This is a genomic window from Rhodoferax saidenbachensis, assembly GCF_001955715.1.
Taxonomy (GTDB): Bacteria; Pseudomonadota; Gammaproteobacteria; order Burkholderiales; family Burkholderiaceae_C; genus Allorhodoferax; species Allorhodoferax saidenbachensis.
Genome location: NZ_CP019239.1, coordinates 2,442,612 through 2,458,772 on the forward strand (window position 1 = coordinate 2,442,612; position 16,161 = coordinate 2,458,772).

At 62.6% G+C, this 16,161-nt stretch carries 13 protein-coding genes; 7 read left to right on the forward strand and 6 right to left on the reverse strand.

Translation table 11 applies throughout. The features are described 5' to 3' along the window. Positions 1 to 63: 63 nt before the first annotated feature. On the reverse strand, positions 64 to 2,778 hold the full coding sequence (gene aceE, locus RS694_RS11720) for a pyruvate dehydrogenase (acetyl-transferring), homodimeric type (protein ID WP_029708941.1): 2,715 nt from the start codon (positions 2,776 to 2,778) through the stop codon (positions 64 to 66). Between the two features lie 167 nt (positions 2,779 to 2,945). Between aceE and RS694_RS11725 the strand changes: the two genes are divergently transcribed. From RS694_RS11725 to RS694_RS11745, 5 genes are all read left to right on the forward strand, one after another. Then, positions 2,946 to 5,498 carry a PAS domain-containing sensor histidine kinase gene (locus RS694_RS11725; RefSeq protein ID WP_029708942.1) on the forward strand — a complete coding sequence of 851 codons (2,553 nt, stop codon included), beginning with the start codon at positions 2,946 to 2,948 and terminating at the stop codon, positions 5,496 to 5,498. Then, on the forward strand, positions 5,499 to 6,125 hold the full coding sequence (locus RS694_RS11730) for a response regulator transcription factor (RefSeq protein ID WP_029708943.1): 627 nt from the start codon (positions 5,499 to 5,501) through the stop codon (positions 6,123 to 6,125). It begins immediately after the preceding gene. Positions 6,126 to 6,214: 89 nt separating this feature from the next. Then, positions 6,215 to 7,111 (forward strand): bifunctional methylenetetrahydrofolate dehydrogenase/methenyltetrahydrofolate cyclohydrolase FolD, encoded by an 897-nt coding sequence (gene folD / locus RS694_RS11735; RefSeq protein WP_029708944.1) that lies wholly within the window; start codon positions 6,215 to 6,217, stop codon positions 7,109 to 7,111. 51 nt (positions 7,112 to 7,162) lie between these two features. Then, positions 7,163 to 9,193, forward strand: coding sequence for a M3 family metallopeptidase (locus RS694_RS11740; protein ID WP_029708945.1), 2,031 nt, complete (start codon positions 7,163 to 7,165; stop codon positions 9,191 to 9,193). A gap of 27 nt (positions 9,194 to 9,220) precedes the next feature. Beyond that, complete coding sequence (locus tag RS694_RS11745) at positions 9,221 to 9,865, forward strand: glutaredoxin domain-containing protein (RefSeq protein WP_029708946.1); 645 nt, start codon at positions 9,221 to 9,223, stop codon at positions 9,863 to 9,865. A gap of 12 nt (positions 9,866 to 9,877) precedes the next feature. Here the strand turns inward: RS694_RS11745 and RS694_RS11750 are convergent, their stop codons facing one another. Continuing rightward, positions 9,878 to 10,546: a trimeric intracellular cation channel family protein gene (locus tag RS694_RS11750; protein WP_029708947.1), complete on the reverse strand. Its 669-nt coding sequence runs from the start codon at positions 10,544 to 10,546 to the stop codon at positions 9,878 to 9,880. Between the two features lie 25 nt (positions 10,547 to 10,571). Next, entirely contained in the window at positions 10,572 to 11,270 is a 699-nt protein-coding gene (rpiA, locus tag RS694_RS11755) for a ribose-5-phosphate isomerase RpiA (RefSeq protein ID WP_029708948.1), read from the reverse strand. Positions 11,271 to 11,312: 42 nt separating this feature from the next. Here rpiA and RS694_RS11760 point away from each other — a divergent pair, with 42 nt between their 5' ends. Then, positions 11,313 to 12,422, forward strand: a complete 1,110-nt coding sequence (locus tag RS694_RS11760) for a quinone-dependent dihydroorotate dehydrogenase (protein ID WP_029708950.1) — start codon at positions 11,313 to 11,315, stop codon at positions 12,420 to 12,422. A gap of 98 nt (positions 12,423 to 12,520) precedes the next feature. Here RS694_RS11760 and RS694_RS11765 read toward each other — a convergent pair whose 3' ends face one another. Both RS694_RS11765 and RS694_RS11770 read right to left on the reverse strand, forming a co-directional pair. After that, positions 12,521 to 13,621, reverse strand: a complete 1,101-nt coding sequence (locus tag RS694_RS11765; protein ID WP_029708951.1) for an NAD(P)/FAD-dependent oxidoreductase — start codon at positions 13,619 to 13,621, stop codon at positions 12,521 to 12,523. Beyond that, entirely contained in the window at positions 13,621 to 14,100 is a 480-nt protein-coding gene (locus RS694_RS11770) for a hypothetical protein (RefSeq protein WP_037247986.1), read from the reverse strand. The genes RS694_RS11765 and RS694_RS11770 overlap by 1 nt, the downstream gene beginning before the upstream one ends. A 337-nt stretch (positions 14,101 to 14,437) precedes the next feature. On the opposite strand from RS694_RS11770, the gene RS694_RS11775 reads away from it, so the two are divergent. Then, positions 14,438 to 15,475 carry an alpha/beta hydrolase gene (locus RS694_RS11775; protein WP_051392035.1) on the forward strand — a complete coding sequence of 346 codons (1,038 nt, stop codon included), beginning with the start codon at positions 14,438 to 14,440 and terminating at the stop codon, positions 15,473 to 15,475. A gap of 19 nt (positions 15,476 to 15,494) precedes the next feature. Here RS694_RS11775 and RS694_RS11780 read toward each other — a convergent pair whose 3' ends face one another. Continuing rightward, on the reverse strand, positions 15,495 to 16,145 hold the full coding sequence (locus tag RS694_RS11780) for a TetR/AcrR family transcriptional regulator (RefSeq protein WP_037247990.1): 651 nt from the start codon (positions 16,143 to 16,145) through the stop codon (positions 15,495 to 15,497). Between the last annotated feature and the right edge of the window lie 16 nt (positions 16,146 to 16,161).

The following is a 16,161-nucleotide window of genomic DNA, read 5'->3' on the forward strand; positions in this document are numbered from 1 at the left end:
GTCTCTCTTAATCAGTTGGGGTCAGAGCACATCGCTTACGCGAGTGGTCTGACCCGCAAGGGTTCAGGCATACAGCGGGTTGATCTTGTCCGCCTTGATGCCGTACTTGGCAATCGCTTCGGCCACTTTGGCAACGGGCACCGTACCGTCTTCGCTCAAGGCCTTGAGCGCAGCGACCACGATGTAGTGGCGGTTCACCTCAAAGTGTTCGCGCAGCTTGCTGCGGAAGTCGGAGCGGCCAAAGCCGTCAGTGCCCAGCACCTTGTAGGTACGGCCCTTGGGAATGAACGGACGAATCTGCTCGGCGTAGGCCTTCATGTAGTCGGTCGATGCAACCACGGGGCCAGTGGACTTGGCGAGCTGCTGTTCCACAAACGACACGCGCGGAGTTTCCAGCGGGTGCAGCAGGTTCCAGCGGTCGGCGTCCTGGCCGTCACGGGTGAGTTCGTTGAAGCTTGGGCAGCTCCACACATCGGCACCCACGCCCCACTCTTTTTCCAGCAGCTCTTGCGCGGCAATGCTTTCGCGCAGGATGGTGCCTGAGCCCAGCAGTTGCACACGCGGTGCCTTCTTGGTCAACGCAGGGCCTTCCTTGCAGAGGTACATGCCTTTGATGATCTGCTCTTCGGTGCCGGCCTTCAGGCCAGGCATGGGGTAGTTTTCGTTCAGCAGCGTGAGGTAGAAATACACGTTGTCCTGCTTCTCCACCATACGCTTGAGGCCATGGTGCAGGATGACGCCAACTTCGTGCGCGAAGGTGGGGTCGTAGCTGATGCAGTTCGGAATCGTGCCGGCCATGATGTGGCTGTGGCCGTCTTCGTGCTGCAGGCCTTCGCCGTTCAGCGTGGTGCGGCCCGAGGTGCCGCCCAACAGGAAACCGCGTGCCTGCATGTCGCCCGCCGCCCAGGCCAGATCGCCCACGCGCTGGAAGCCGAACATGGAGTAGTACACGTAGAACGGGATCATGATCCGGTTGCTGGTGCTGTAGCTGGTGGCCGCCGCAATCCAGCTGCTCATGCCGCCGGCTTCGTTGATGCCCTCCTGCAGGATCTGGCCCTTGACGTCTTCCTTGTAGTACATGACCTGGTCTTTGTCGACCGGGGTGTACTGCTGACCATCGGGGTTGTAGATACCCACCTGGCGGAACAGGCCTTCCATACCGAAGGTACGGGCCTCATCCACCAGAATCGGCACCACGCGCGGGCCCAAAGCCTGGTCACGCAGCAACTGCGTCAGGAAACGCACATAGGCTTGCGTAGTGCTGATCTCGCGGCCTTCGGCCGTCGGTTCCATCACGGCCTTGAAGGTGTCCAGCGACGGCACGGTGAAGCTCTCGTCGCTCTTCACGCGGCGGTGTGGCAGGTAACCGCCCAAGGCCTTGCGGCGCTCGTGCAGGTACTTCATTTCGGGCGTGTCATCGGCCGGTTTGTAGAACGGCACGTTGGGCAGATCACTGTCGGGCACGGGGATGTTGAAGCGGTCGCGGAAGGCCTTGATGTCTTCGTCGGTCAGCTTCTTGGTCTGGTGCACGGTGTTCTTGCCTTCGCCAGCCTTGCCCATGCCAAAACCCTTGACGGTCTTGATCAGCAGCACTGTGGGCTGGCCCTTGTGGTTGACCGCCGAGTGGAAGGCCGCGTAGACCTTCTTGGAGTCATGGCCGCCACGGCGCAGGTCGAAGATTTCTTCGTCGCTCATCTTGGCGACCATCTCCAGCGTGCGGGGATCCTTGCCGAAGAAATGTTTGCGCACGTAGGCACCGTCGTTGGCCTTCATGGCCTGGTAGTCGCCGTCCAGCGTGTCCATCATGAGCTTGCGCAGCGCACCGTCCTTGTCACGCGCCAACAATGGGTCCCAACCGGAGCCCCACAGCAGCTTGATCACGTTCCAACCGGAGCCGCGGAACTCGCCTTCGAGCTCTTGCACGATCTTGCCGTTGCCACGCACCGGGCCGTCCAGGCGCTGCAGGTTGCAGTTCACCACGAAGACCAGGTTGTCGAGCTTCTCGCGTGCGGCCAGGCCAATCGCGCCCAGGGATTCCACTTCGTCCATTTCGCCGTCGCCACAGAACACCCAGACCTTGCGGTTGGAAGTGTCGGCAATGCCACGGGCGTGCAGGTATTTCAGGAAACGTGCTTGGTAAATCGCCATCAACGGACCCAGGCCCATGGAGACGGTGGGGAACTGCCAGAACTCGGGCATCAGCTTGGGGTGCGGGTAGCTGGACAGGCCCTTGCCGTCCACTTCCTGGCGGAAGTTCAGCAACTGGTCTTCCGTCAAACGGCCTTCCAAGTAAGCGCGGGCATAGACGCCGGGCGACACGTGGCCCTGGATGTACAGGCAGTCACCGCCATGGCCTTCGCTCTCTGCGTGCCAGAAGTGGTTGAAACCAGCGCCAAACAGGCTGGCCAAGGATGCGAACGAACCGATGTGGCCGCCGAGGTCACCGCCGTCCACAGGGTGGTGGCGATTGGCCTTGACCACCATGGCCATGGCGTTCCAGCGCATGTAGGCGCGCAGGCGTTCTTCAATTTCCAGATTGCCGGGGGAACGTTCTTCCTGGGCCGGCTCAATGGTGTTGACATACCCCGTGGTGGCCGAGAAAGGCATGTCGATGCTTTTCTGGCGGGCGTGTTCGAGCAATTGCTCCAGCAGGAAGTGGGCGCGTTCCGGGCCTTCGGCCTCGATCACGGCGCTCAGGGCATCCATCCATTCACGGGTTTCCTGGCTGTCCAGGTCGAGGGAATTCAGAGGCGACTGCCCCTGCGGAACTGCTGACATGGTGTCTCCTAGTTGTGCTTTGCCGTAATTTAGTACGGTACACCTATTTTCCCATAGATTATTTCAAATTTCAACAGCTGCCTATTGATTTCATATTATGAATTTCAGAGATAGGGCGCTCAACACGCGCCAACGTACACCCCGGGGCGCTCCCCTACACTCGGCGCATGCCTTTCAAGAATCTGGTTTCCCTGCCCAGCCCGATGGAGCTGCCGCCGGTTGAGCGCGCGCGGCGCTGGTGGCGACGCCTCACCCCCCACCGCCAAGACCGCGTAGCCATGCTGGCACCACTGGCTGCGGTGTTGCTGTTTTTTGCCGCCATCGTGGCGGCACTCGGTTACTTGCGCGTGGAAGAAATTGACCGCGAGCGCGAAGCCGTGCAGCGCGACGTGGAATACACCCAGCAGCGCCTGCGCCTGCGTCTGCTGGAACGGCAGGAACAACTGATGCGTATCGCGCGCGAGATTTCAAGTCGCGAACTGGATCTAGACGATTTCCGCACCCGCTCGGAATCCATGATCAACCAGTACCCCGAGCTGCAAGGCATTGCCTGGATCGATGACCGCCGCCGCGTGCGGGCCAGTTTTGGCACCGCAGTGCGCACCGCACATGAGTTGCAGCAGACCTTTGACCCCGCCAAGCGCAATGACACCGACAGCGGTTTCAGCCTGGCGCGCGAGTCCAACCAGCCGGTGTACCAGCAGCGTGTCTGGTCCACCGAATTCGCTCCGCTGCTGCAAATGCACATTCCGCTGAACGAACGGGGGCGTTTTTCCGGCGTGCTGATGGCGGAGTATTCGGTGGACGGCCTGTACCGCTACGGTGTGCCGTCCGAGGTGTCGGCACGTTATGCGGTGTCGCTGCTGGATGTGAACGGCAAGCTGCTGGCCGGCACCGTCATTCCGAACAAGAAAACCGTCACCGGTTTGTTGCCCTGGACCAACCCCACGAATGAATACGCCATGCCGGTGTCCCCCGTGGGCAGCGGACTGGTCATTCGCGCGCAGGCCTACCGCGCTTCTTTGGGCGTGATTGGCAGCGGCCTGTTCTGGCTGGTGGCCACCCTCAGCGTAATGACCGCCTGGATGCTGATTGCCAACTGGCGCCACACGCGCCGCCGTGTGCAGGCCCAGCAGGCGCTGATGTCCGAGACCAATTTCCGACGCGCCATGGAGAGCTCCATGCTCACCGGCATGCGCGCCATGGACTTGCAAGGGCGCATTACTTACGTGAACACCGCGTTCTGCCAGATGACGGGCTGGACCGAATCCGATCTGGTGGGCCGCACCGCCCCATTCCCCTACTGGCCCGATGCCGACCGCGAGCATCTCGCCTCGCACCTGGAAAAGGAACTGGCCGGCAAGACTGTGCCCGGCGGCGTGCAGGTGCGCGTGAAGCGGCGCGACGGCAGCCTGTTTGACGCGCGCCTCTACGTGTCGCCACTGATCGATTCGCAGGGCACCCAAACCGGCTGGATGACCTCCATGACCGACATCACCGAGCCCAACCGCGTGCGCGAGCAGCTGTCCGCTTCGCACCAGCGTTTCACCACCGTGCTGGAGGCGCTGGATGCGTCCATCTCGGTCGCCCCTCTGGGCAGTGACGAACTGCTGTTCGCCAACAAGCTGTACCGCCAGTGGTTTGGCACGCAGTCCGGCGGCCACCTGCAACTGGTGGCCGAAGCCGGCATGCCGCCCAGCCCCACCAACGACGAGTCGCAGGACAGCGTGGACTCGTTTGCCGGCCTGCCCACCTCCAGCCTGCCCGACACCGACAGCGAAAACGCCGAAATCTTCATCCGCCCGCTGGGCAAGTGGCTGGAAGTGCGCACGCGTTACCTGAGCTGGGTAGACGGCCGCCTGGCGCAGATGGTGATTGCCACCGACATCACCAGCCGCCGCCTGGCCGAAGAACAAGCCGCCACACAAGCCGAGCGCGCGCAGACGTCCAGCCGCCTGATCACCATGGGTGAAATGGCCTCCAGCGTGGCCCACGAGCTGAACCAGCCGCTCACCGCCATCAACAACTACTGCAACGGCATGGTCTCGCGTATCAAGGCGCAGCAGATTTCGGAACAGGACCTGCTGGGCGCGCTGGAAAAAACCGCCCACCAGGCCCAACGCGCGGGCCAGATCATCCAGCGCATCCGCTCCTTTGTGAAACGCAGCGAGCCCAACCGCACACCATCCGAAGTGAGCGTGATGGTGGCCGAAGCCGTGGAGCTGGCCGAAATCGAACTGCGGCGCTTCAACGTGCGCCTGAACCACTATGTCGCCGCGCGCCTGCCGCTGCTGATGGTCGACCCGATCCTGATCGAGCAGGTGCTGGTCAATCTGCTGCGCAACGCCGCCGAATCCATCGACATCGCACTGCGGCAAACCTCGGAGCGCATCGTCGAGCTGCGCGTGGTGCCGCGCCACATCGAAGGCAAGCCGGTGATCGAGTTTTCGGTGCAGGACACCGGCAAGGGCCTGGCCCCCGAAGTCATGGCGCGGCTCTACGAAGCCTTCTACTCCACCAAGTCCGACGGCATGGGTATCGGCCTGTCGTTGTGCCGCTCCATCGTCGAATCGCACCTGGGCCGAATCAATGCGGAGAACCTCTACAATGGCACGGAAGTATCGGGATGCCGTTTTTCGTTCTGGATTCCCATGACAGAAGCAGCCCTGCCCGATGCGTCCGCCAACAGCGCCAAAGCAATTAAACCCCTGGACATTTGAATGAGCTTGATCCCCAAAAAAGGTACGGTTTATGTGGTTGATGACGACGAGGCCGTACGCGACTCGTTGCAATGGCTGCTCGAAGGCAAAGGCTACCGCGTACGCTGCTTTGACTCTGCCGAGTCGTTCCTGAGTCGTTACGACGCACGCGAAGTCGCCTGCCTGATCGTCGACATCCGCATGGGCGGCATGACCGGTCTGGAGCTGCAAACCCGCCTGATCGAAGCCAAGTCCCCGCTGCCCATCGTCTTCATCACCGGCCACGGCGACGTGCCCATGGCGGTGGACACCATGAAAAAGGGCGCCATGGATTTCATCCAGAAGCCTTTCAAAGAAGACCAGTTGGTCGGTCTGGTGGAACGCATGCTGGAGCACGCCAAGGACGCTTTCGCCGACTACCAGCTCGCGCTCAACCGCGACGCCCTGCTCTCCAAGCTGACACTGCGCGAGTCGCAGGTGCTGGAACGCATCGTGGCCGGCCGCCTGAACAAACAAATCGCCGATGACCTGGGCATCAGCATCAAGACGGTGGAAGCGCACCGCGCCAACATCATGGAAAAGCTCAGCGCCAACACCGTGGCCGACCTGCTGAAGATTGCCCTGGGGCAGAATGCACCGAAAGCCTGACGACACCTTGTCCCGCACGCTATTGATTTCATAGCTGCTCGCGCCCGCTCCACCTTGGTTTGCGGGCGTTTTTACTTGAAAAACTGAATATGTCTACTGCCTCCGCCGCCCAAATCATCGATGGCAACGCCCTGTCTGCCCAATTGCGCACCGATGTTGCGCGCCGTACCACCGCCCTCAAAACCCGTGGCCTGACGCCCGGCCTGGCCGTGGTGCTGGTGGGTGAGAACCCGGCCTCGCAGGTCTATGTGCGCAACAAGGTCAAGGCCTGCACCGACGCCGGCCTGCACTCGGTACTGGAAAAGTACGACGCCACGATGACCGAGGCCGAGCTGCTGGCCCGCGTGGACGCGCTCAACAACGACCCCGCCATCCATGGCATCCTGGTCCAGTTGCCCCTGCCCAAACACATCGACGACCACAAAGTCATCGAAGCCATCTCCCCAGCCAAGGATGTGGACGGCTTCCACATCGCCAGCGCCGGCGCACTGATGGTCGGTGAAGTCGGCTTCAAGGCCTGCACACCCTACGGTTGTATGAAGATGCTGGATAGCATTGGCATGAAAGACCTGCGTGGCAAACACGCCGTCGTCATCGGCCGCTCCAACATCGTGGGCAAACCCATGGCCATGATGCTGCTGGCGGCCAATGCCACGGTCACAGTCGCCCACAGCGGTACGGCCGACCTGGCCCACCACACGCGCCAGGCCGACATCGTGGTCGCCGCAGTTGGCAAACGCAATGTGCTCACCAAAGACATGGTCAAACCCGGCGCCGTAGTGATCGACGTGGGCATGAACCGGATTCCTGAGGGTGAAGAAGGTGCCGGCAAGCTCTGCGGCGACGTGGACTTTGCCGGTGTCAGTCAGGTCGCGGGCTACATCACCCCGGTGCCCGGCGGCGTAGGCCCCATGACCATCACCATGCTGCTGGTCAACACGCTGGAAGCTGCAGAGCGTGACGCTGACCAGCGCGGGCTTGTTTAAGCGCCGGACAGCCCCAACTAAACAGCATCTTTGCCAACTTTTGAGCGCCCCATGAATCCCCTGCTGCAATTCGACGCCCTGCCCCTGTTTGACCAGATTCGCCCCGAGCATGTGGCACCGGCCATCGAAAACCTGCTGGCCCAGGCCAGCACCGCGCTCGAAACCGTCACCGCGCCGGACTTCCCGGCCCAGTGGGACGCGATTGCGCGTGAGCTGGATGTATCCACCGAAAAGCTGGGTACCGCGTGGGGCGCCGTGAGCCACCTCAACAGCGTGGCCGACACCCCCGAGCTGCGCGCCGCCTACAACGCGGCCCTGCCCTTGGTGACCGAATTCTGGACCCGCCTGGGCGCGGACGAGCGCCTGTACGCCAAGTACAAGGCCATAAACGTCAACGCGCTGAATGCCGAACAGCGCCAGGCACACAAAAACGCCGTGCGCAACTTTGTGCTCGGTGGTGCTGAACTGCAGGGCGAGGCCCGCACGCGCTTTGCCGAGATTCAGGAAAAGCAGGCCGAGCTGAGCCAAAAGTTCAGCGAGAACACACTGGACGCCACCGACGCTTTCAGCTATTACGCGGCAAAGAACGAACTGGACGGTGTGCCGGACGACGTGCAGCAGGCCGCACTGGCCGCGGCCCAGGCCGAAGGCAAAGAAGGCTACAAACTCACGCTGAAGATGCCCTGCTACCTGCCGGTCATGCAGTTCGCCGCCAGCAGCGCCCTGCGCCAGACCCTGTACCGGGCTTACGTCACACGCGCCTCTGACCAGGCTGACGCCAGCGGACTGAAGTTCGACAACGGCCAGAACATCCGCAGCATCCTCGCGCTGCGCCAAGAAGAAGCCCGCCTGCTGGGTTACCCCAACTTCGGCGCCGTCTCCGTCGTCGCCAAGATGGCCGATTCGCCGCAGGCCGTCATCACCTTCCTGCGTGATTTGGCCCACAAAGCCCGTCCCTTTGCCGAAAAAGACCTGGCCGACCTGCGCGCCTTTGCGCGTGACAACCTCGGCCTGAGTGATCCGCAGGCCTGGGACTGGCCTTATATCAGCGAGAAGCTCAAGGAAGCGCGTTATTCCTTCAGTGAACAGGAAGTCAAACAGTACTTCACCGCACCCAAGGTGCTGGCGGGCCTGTTCAAGATTGTGGAAACCCTGTTTGACGTAGCCATCCAGCGTGACAGTGCGCCCGTGTGGAACGCAGGCGTGGAGTTCTACCGCATTGAACGCGGTGGCCAGTTGGTTGGCCAGTTCTACCTCGACCCATCCGCCCGCAGCGGCAAGCGTGGTGGCGCCTGGATGGACGATGTGCGCACGCGCTGGCTGCGCCCCGACAACGGCAAGCTGCAAACCCCGGTGGCGCACCTGGTCTGCAACTTTGCTGACGGCGTGGATGGCAAACCGGCCTTGCTCACGCACGACGACGTCACCACGCTGTTCCACGAATTCGGCCACGGCCTGCACCACATGCTCACGCAGGTGAACGAGCGTGATGTGTCCGGCATCAGCGGTGTGGAGTGGGACGCGGTGGAACTGCCCAGCCAATTCATGGAAAACTTCTGCTGGGAATGGAATGTGCTGCAGCACATGACCGCCCATGTGGATACCGGTGCGCCGCTGCCACGCGCCCTGTTCGACAAGATGCTGGCCGCCAAGAACTTCCAGAGCGGCATGCAGACCCTGCGCCAGATCGAGTTTTCGCTCTTCGACATGCTGCTGCACACCGAGCATGACCCTGCAAACGACTTCATGCCTTTGCTGGCGCAAGTGCGCAAAGAAGTGTCGGTCTTGCAGCCCCCGGCCTGGAGCCGCGCCATGCATACATTCAGTCACATTTTTGCCGGCGGTTACGCCGCGGGTTACTACAGTTACAAGTGGGCCGAGGTGCTGTCTGCTGATGCGTATGCCGCATTTGAAGAAACAGCGCGCCCCGATGGCTTGCCGAATGTGGAAACCGGTAGAAAATACCGCCAAGCCATTCTGGAAGCGGGCGGCAGCCGCCCGGCCATGGAATCGTTCAAGGCCTTCCGGGGCCGCGAACCGTCGCTGGACGCACTCTTGCGCCACCAGGGCATGGCTGCGTAAACTTTGTCGTTGTCTGGGAGCCTATTGATGATCAACCACCACCGCACTTTCCTTGCCGCCCTGCTGGCGGGGTCTGCCTTGCTGTCGTTCACCACGGGTACACAGGCCCAAACCATTTACCGCATCGTCGGTGCGGATGGCAAGGTGACGTTTTCTGACAAACCACCGGCCTCTGCCGACCAAGGCAAGATTGCCGGTACCGGTGTAGGCGCTGCGGGTGCGGCGGGCAATACGTCATTGCCGTTCGAGCTGCGCCAGGTGGCGTCCAAATACCCGGTCACGCTGTACACCTCGGCCGAATGTGCCCCCTGTGGTGCGGGTCGCGCGCTCCTCTCCAGCCGTGGCGTGCCATTCAATGAACGCACCGTCAGCACCGCAGAAGATGCCGCCGCCCTGCAACGCCTGAGCGGCGAAAACTCCCTGCCCTTCCTGACAATTGGCAGCCAGCGTATCAAGGGTTATTCGGACAGTGAGTGGGTGCAGTACCTGGACGCAGCGGGTTACCCCAAGACTTCGGTGTTGCCCGCAGGCTTCCGGAATGCACCGGCCGCACCGCTGGTGACCGTGCAAAGGGCCCCAACCCGCGCCGAAGAAAAACCACCGGCACCCGCTGAAACCACACCTGTTGATTCCGGCCCAGGCCCTAGCAATCCGGCTGGCATCACCTTCTAAAACACGGGTCGGTCAGTGGCGGTCTGACACACCAGACTGCCACTCGGGCAGGCGCCAGTCCCGGTGCAGGGCCAGCAGGCGCAGCACCGTCGCAGTGGCCGCAGCGGCTACCAGACTGCCCCACTGCGGCACGCCGCCCATCTGCGCAGCCACCATGACCCAGCCCCCGGCGAAAGAACACACGGCATAAGGCTGGTGATCCTTGAACGCACGCGGGATTTCGTTGCAGACGATATCGCGCATCACGCCGCCAAACACTGCCGTCACCATGCCCATGAGCACCGCCACGATGGCGGGCATGGAAGCATCCAGCGCAATTTGGGTGCCCCCGGCCGTGAACAGCCCCAGGCCTAGCGCATCGGGCCACTGCATGGCGCGTTCGGTGGGTTCGAAATGGCGGATGCGCAGAAACACCATGGCACCTATGCACAGGGCCAGCAGAACCCACAGCCAGGTGGCGTGTTGCACCCAGAAGAACGGGCGCCGGTCCAACAGGATGTCGCGCAGCGTGCCGCCACCAAACGCGGCCAACCACGCCACCACACATACGCCCACCGCGTCCAGCCGCTTGCGCGCTGCGGCAATCAGGCCGGAGAGCGCGAAGGCCACGGTGGCGGCAGCCTCAATGGCGATCTGCGTGTTCGACGCTGTCAGCACGTCGTTGAGATGCGGTACCGCCATGCGCTGCCTTTGCGTTGGTTGTGGATCAGAAAGTCAGTGTCTTCACGCCGCTGGCGGTACCCAGCAGGCAGACCTGGGCACGCTGGTACGCAAACACACCTACCGTCACCACGCCAGGCCACTGGCTGATCTCGGCCTCAAAGGCCAATGGGTCAGTGATCTGCAAGCCGGTGACGTCCACGATGTGCTGGCCGTTGTCGGTGACCAGCGGTTGGCCATCCTTCAGGCGGACCTTGGCACTGCCACCGCGGGCTACAAACTGCGCGATGACGCGTTTGGTCGCCATGGGGATAACTTCCACGGGCAACGGGAACTTGCCCAACGTAGTGACGAGTTTGGATTCATCAGCAATACACACAAACTGCTTGGACAACGCCGCCACGATCTTCTCGCGCGTGAGCGCAGCGCCACCGCCCTTGACCATGTTGCCTTTGCCATCGATCTCGTCCGCACCGTCGATGTAGACCGACAACGCATCCACCTCGTTGGCATCAAACACTTTGATGCCCAGCGCCAGCAGGCGCTCAGTGCTGGCGACCGAGCTGGAGACGGCGCCCTTGATCTGGTCTTTCATGCTGGCCAGCGCATCGATGAACTTGTTGACGGTAGAGCCTGTGCCCACGCCCACAATCTCGCCGGGCACCACGTATTGGAGGGCGGCCTGGCCGACCAGGGTTTTGAGTTGGTCTTGGGACAGGGCCGCGGGGGATGTGGAGGTGGTCATCTGGGACAATAGGGCGAGTTGAAGAATTGCAGGAATTATCCGATGTCTCTGGTTCCCTACGCCCTGGCGCGCCGTGTTTTGTTCTCCCTGGACGCCGAGGTGGCCCATGAAATCACCATGGCGGGCCTGGCCGCCACGCAGGGCAACCCGCTGAAACTCGCCTACTGCGCCCCGCGAGTGGACGACCCGATTGAGGTCGCAGGCCTCAAATTCCCCAACCGGGTGGGCATGGCCGCCGGGCTGGACAAGAACGCCCGCTGTATCGACGGCCTGGGCGCCATGGGCTTTGGCTTTGTCGAAGTGGGCACGGTCACGCCGCTGGCCCAGCCCGGCAACCCCAAGCCACGCATGTTCCGCCTGCCCGAGGCCAGCGCGCTGATCAACCGCTTGGGCTTCAACAACGAAGGACTGGATGCCTTTGTCGACCACGTGCAGCGCTCGGCGCTGCGCCGCCAGAAAAATCAGTCCCTGTTGCTGGGGCTGAATATCGGCAAGAACGCCGCCACGCCCATTGAGCGCGCCACCGAGGACTACCTGACCTGCCTGGACGGCGTCTACGCCCATGCCGACTACATCACGGTCAATATCTCCAGCCCCAATACGCAGAACCTGCGTTCACTGCAAAGCGATGCGGCGCTGGACGCGCTCTTGGGTGCGATTGCCGAACGGCGCGAACTGCTGGCGCAAAAGCACGGTCAACCGGACGGCAAAGGCGGCATGTCACCACGCCGCGTGCCCATCTTCCTGAAAATCGCCCCCGATCTGGACGAAGCCCAGATCGCCGTGATTGCCGCCACACTGCAACGCTACGGCTGCGACAGCAGTGGCAAAGTCACCAATGCCTGGGGCGTGATCGGCACCAACACCACATTGGCACGTGATGCCGTCCAAGGCATGGCGCATGCCGAAGAAACCGGCGGCCTGTCGGGCGCACCCGTGCTGGCCAAGAGCAATGCGGTAATTGCGCAGTTGCGTGCGGCGCTGGGCCCACAGTTCCCCATCATTGGCGTGGGCGGCATTCTGACCGCCGACGATGCCGTGAGCAAGATCAAGGCGGGGGCGGATCTGGTGCAGATCTACACCGGGCTAATCTACAGCGGGCCGGAGCTGGTGCGGGATGCCGCGCGGGCGATCAAGGCTTTGCGCGGTTAGGTTTTCTCCTGCCGGGGCGGGAATGCCTGAGTGCCTCATGGTGCGACATACGCACAAATCGGCCCCCAGGCATCCCCACCCCAGCGAATCGTTGCTGATTAGTCAGCCAGCAATTCAGCGACGCACTCACCAATCGCCAACGAACTGGTCAGCCCAGGCGATTCGATACCAAACAAGTTCACCAGCCCAGCCACGCCGTGGTCCTTGGGACCCTGGATGCAAAAATCCCGTGCAGCTTCCGTCGGCCCGTTGATCTTGGGCCGCATGCCCGCGTAGGCCGGCTGCAACGCACCGTCCGGCAGGTCGGGCCAGTACTTGCGCACCTCGGCGTAAAAGGCATCGCCACGGCGCGCGTCCACCACCAGATCGTCGGGGTTATCGACCCACTGCACATCGGGGCCAAACTTGGCCTGGCCGCCCAGGTCCAGCGTCAGGTGCACGCCCAGGCCCGCTGCTTCGGGCACCGGGTAGATCAGGTGGGAGAACGGCGCGCGGCCAGCCAGCGTGAAGTAATTGCCCTTTGCGTAATGCGGTGTGGGTACATGGCGCGCGGCCAGCCCCGCAAAGCGCGCGGCCAGCGCCGGGGCGTGCAGGCCCGCCGCGTTCACTACGCTTTTGGCCCGCAGCTGGGTGCCCTCTTCCGCTATTAAAGTAATAGCTGCTTGCGCAATCTCTGCGCGGGCTAGAGGCGAATTTAATGCCAAAATGCCACCGGCATTCTCCAGATCGGCCAGGAGCGACAACATGAGCGCATGGCTGTCCACAATGCCCGTGGACGGGGAATGCAGCGCCGCCAGGCACTGCAAAGCGGGCTCGGCGGCGCGGGCCTGCTCTGCAGTCAGCAACACCAAATCGTTCACGCCATTCGCCGCCGCTTTGGCCCGTATGGCTTGCAACTGCGCAACCTGTGCGTCCGCAGTGGCGACTATGAATTTCCCGCATCGGCTATGTGGCACGTTGCGCTCAGCGCAGTAGTCATACAGCAGCGCCTTGCCACGCACACACAACTGGGCCTTGAGCGAATCTTTCGCGTAGTAGATGCCGGCGTGGATGACTTCGCTGTTGCGCGCACTGGTTTGTGTGCCGATGGCGTTGCAGGCTTCGAGTACCAGCACCTCGTGCCCGGCCAGTGCCAGCGCGCGCGCTACGGCCAGACCGACTACGCCCGCCCCGATAACAACACAGTCCACCTGCTCCATCAGGGAGTCACAGTCTGCAGTTCAAACCCACGCCCCGGCAACTCCACCAGCCGCATACCCGGCGGCACGGCCAGATAGGCTTTGGCGTACTGGTTGGACAGGCCAAACACCAGGCTTGCGGGTTCTGTGGCGCTGGGGCTGTAACCGTAACCGCGGGTGGCACTGAGCAGCGTGAACGGAATCACAGCCTCCGAGCCGTCATTGCAGTGCAGATCGACCCGCCCCGTGGTGGTGCCGTCGTAGCGGATGGAGCCAAAGCAGTTGCGTACCGTTCCCCGGCCACCGCTGAACTCCACCGTGCCCGTGCGGTCCGGTGCGAATGCAACGTTGCCATGCAAAACCTGGTTGTGGATGATCACCACGGCCTCGGCGCGGCTGGAGAAAACACGACCCGTGCGATCTTCAATCATTGCACACCCGGTCAGGCCCCAGACGATGCAACACAGCGCCAGCGTGCCCGCAAATTGTCGATATGCCATGGGGTTTCCTCTTGAATGGGCTGGCCAGAGGCCGATGTACCATCTTAGAGCCTGTTCGGGGCCTTTTCGAGGTCACGTTGGGACGCAATCGGGATGCGTTGTCCGCGAAGACCACGCCGCATGGGCGCATGCCCATGCAAGGGGTTTGGTGGGCAAATCGCCCGATTTCGTCCCAACCCGTAGGGCAAGTGCCTTTTCGGGTGGTCTGCGGTGTTGCAAAGCCTTGCCGGGCATCAGCCCGGCTGCGTTTTGCGCCTAGCAGCCCATCCCGAAAAAGTACTTGCGTGACCCCGAAAAGGCCTCGAACAGGCTCTCACGAATCCCTTTGGAGAATCCCTTGGCACCTTCCGCATTCGACTCCCCTGCACCGGCACCCGCACGCCGCCTCTGGCTCCGACTGGTGCTGGGTCTGCTCGGGTTGATCCTGGTTGCCGGGGCTGTTTTCCTGACCGGGCCGCGCAACGAATTTGGGCCCGACACACCCACGCAGCGCGCCCTGCCGCCGCAGGACATTGCTGCACTGGATGCCTGGCTGCAAACCAGCGAGGCCACCTACACCGACATCCGGCCCGGCAACGCCAAAGGGATTGTGTGGAATTCGACCAACCACGAGCGCACACCCTGGGCCGTGGTGTACATCCACGGTTTCTCCGCCAGCCGGCTGGAAACAGCACCGGTGGCCGAGCGTGTGGCCAAGGAGCTGGGTGCCAATACCTTCTATACACGGCTGGCCGGGCATGGGCGTTCCGGTGCCGCCATGGGTGAAGCCAGCCCGCAAGACTGGATGGCAGACGCCATCGAAGCGGTGCGCATTGGCAAAACCCTGGGCGAGCGCGTGCTGGTGATCAGCTGCTCAACCGGCTCCACACTGGCCACCTGGCTGGCGACCAGCGCGGAAGGCAACAGCGTGGCCGCGCACGCCTTCATCTCGCCCAACTTCGGCCCCAAGGACAAACGCTCCGAAATCATCAACGGCCCCTGGGGCAAGAACATTGCGCTCGCGCTGGAGGGTGAAAACCGCGGCTGGACGCCCGAAGACAAGCGAGAAACCCAAGCCTGGACCACGCGTTACCCCACACGCGCGCTGTTTCCCATGATGGCCATGGTGAAACATGTGCGTGAGAGCGACCTGTCCACCTTCCAGACCCCGGTACTGGTGCTTTACAGCGAAACAGACCAGACGGTGGACCCGGTCGAAACGCTGTCCGCCTACACCCGCATGGGCGCGCCGCTCAAAACGATGGAAGTGGTGAACTACAGCAAGAGCCGGGGCCAGCACGTGCTGGCTGGTGACATCAAGGACCCCGCAGCCGTGGCGCCCATGGTGGACAGCATCGTGAAATGGGCACGCACCCTGCCCAAGACACCGGGTTAACTAAGCGCCTGTTTAGGCTCTAAGCCGATGCGCCGAACCTGAAACGCTGGCCCAGGCCAGCGAGCAGCACGTCCATCAGCGCGTCGACATTGGTCTGCGGTGCGATGCTGGGAAACCAGGGGTCCTTCCCCATCACCAGCCCCAACGACACCATCCCGTGCAGACCTTGCCAGAAGATATGGGCCATCAGGTGCACGGTCGCTTCGTCTTCGGCCGCAGCGGCCTGCATCAGGCTGTAGGCAAAGGCATACGGGTCCTGCTCAGCATTGCCATGCTCCACCTCGGCTGCATCCACCGGCGTGTGGGGGCGCGGCTCCATGAACACCAGCGCGTATTCATCCGGGTGCTGCAAACCGAACTGCACATAGGCCTGACCCGCCAGGCGCAGACGCTCCACCGGATTGCTGCCTGCGGTCGCCGCGGTACGCATGGCACCCACCAGGGCCAGCAGGTCGTCGTCCATGGCGCGTGTGATCAGCGTGGCCTTGTCCTTGAACAGCGAATACACCACCGTGGTGGAGAAACCCGCTTCATGCGCCACGCGGCGGATGGTGACTTCGCCTGCACCGCCCTTCTTAATTAGCGCCTTGACCACCGCAAAGATATGCGTGCGCCGTGCTTCGGCCTCACGCGCCTTGCGCTGCTGGACGGTGCTCAGGGCTTCGGACATGCAGCTAGCTTAAAGC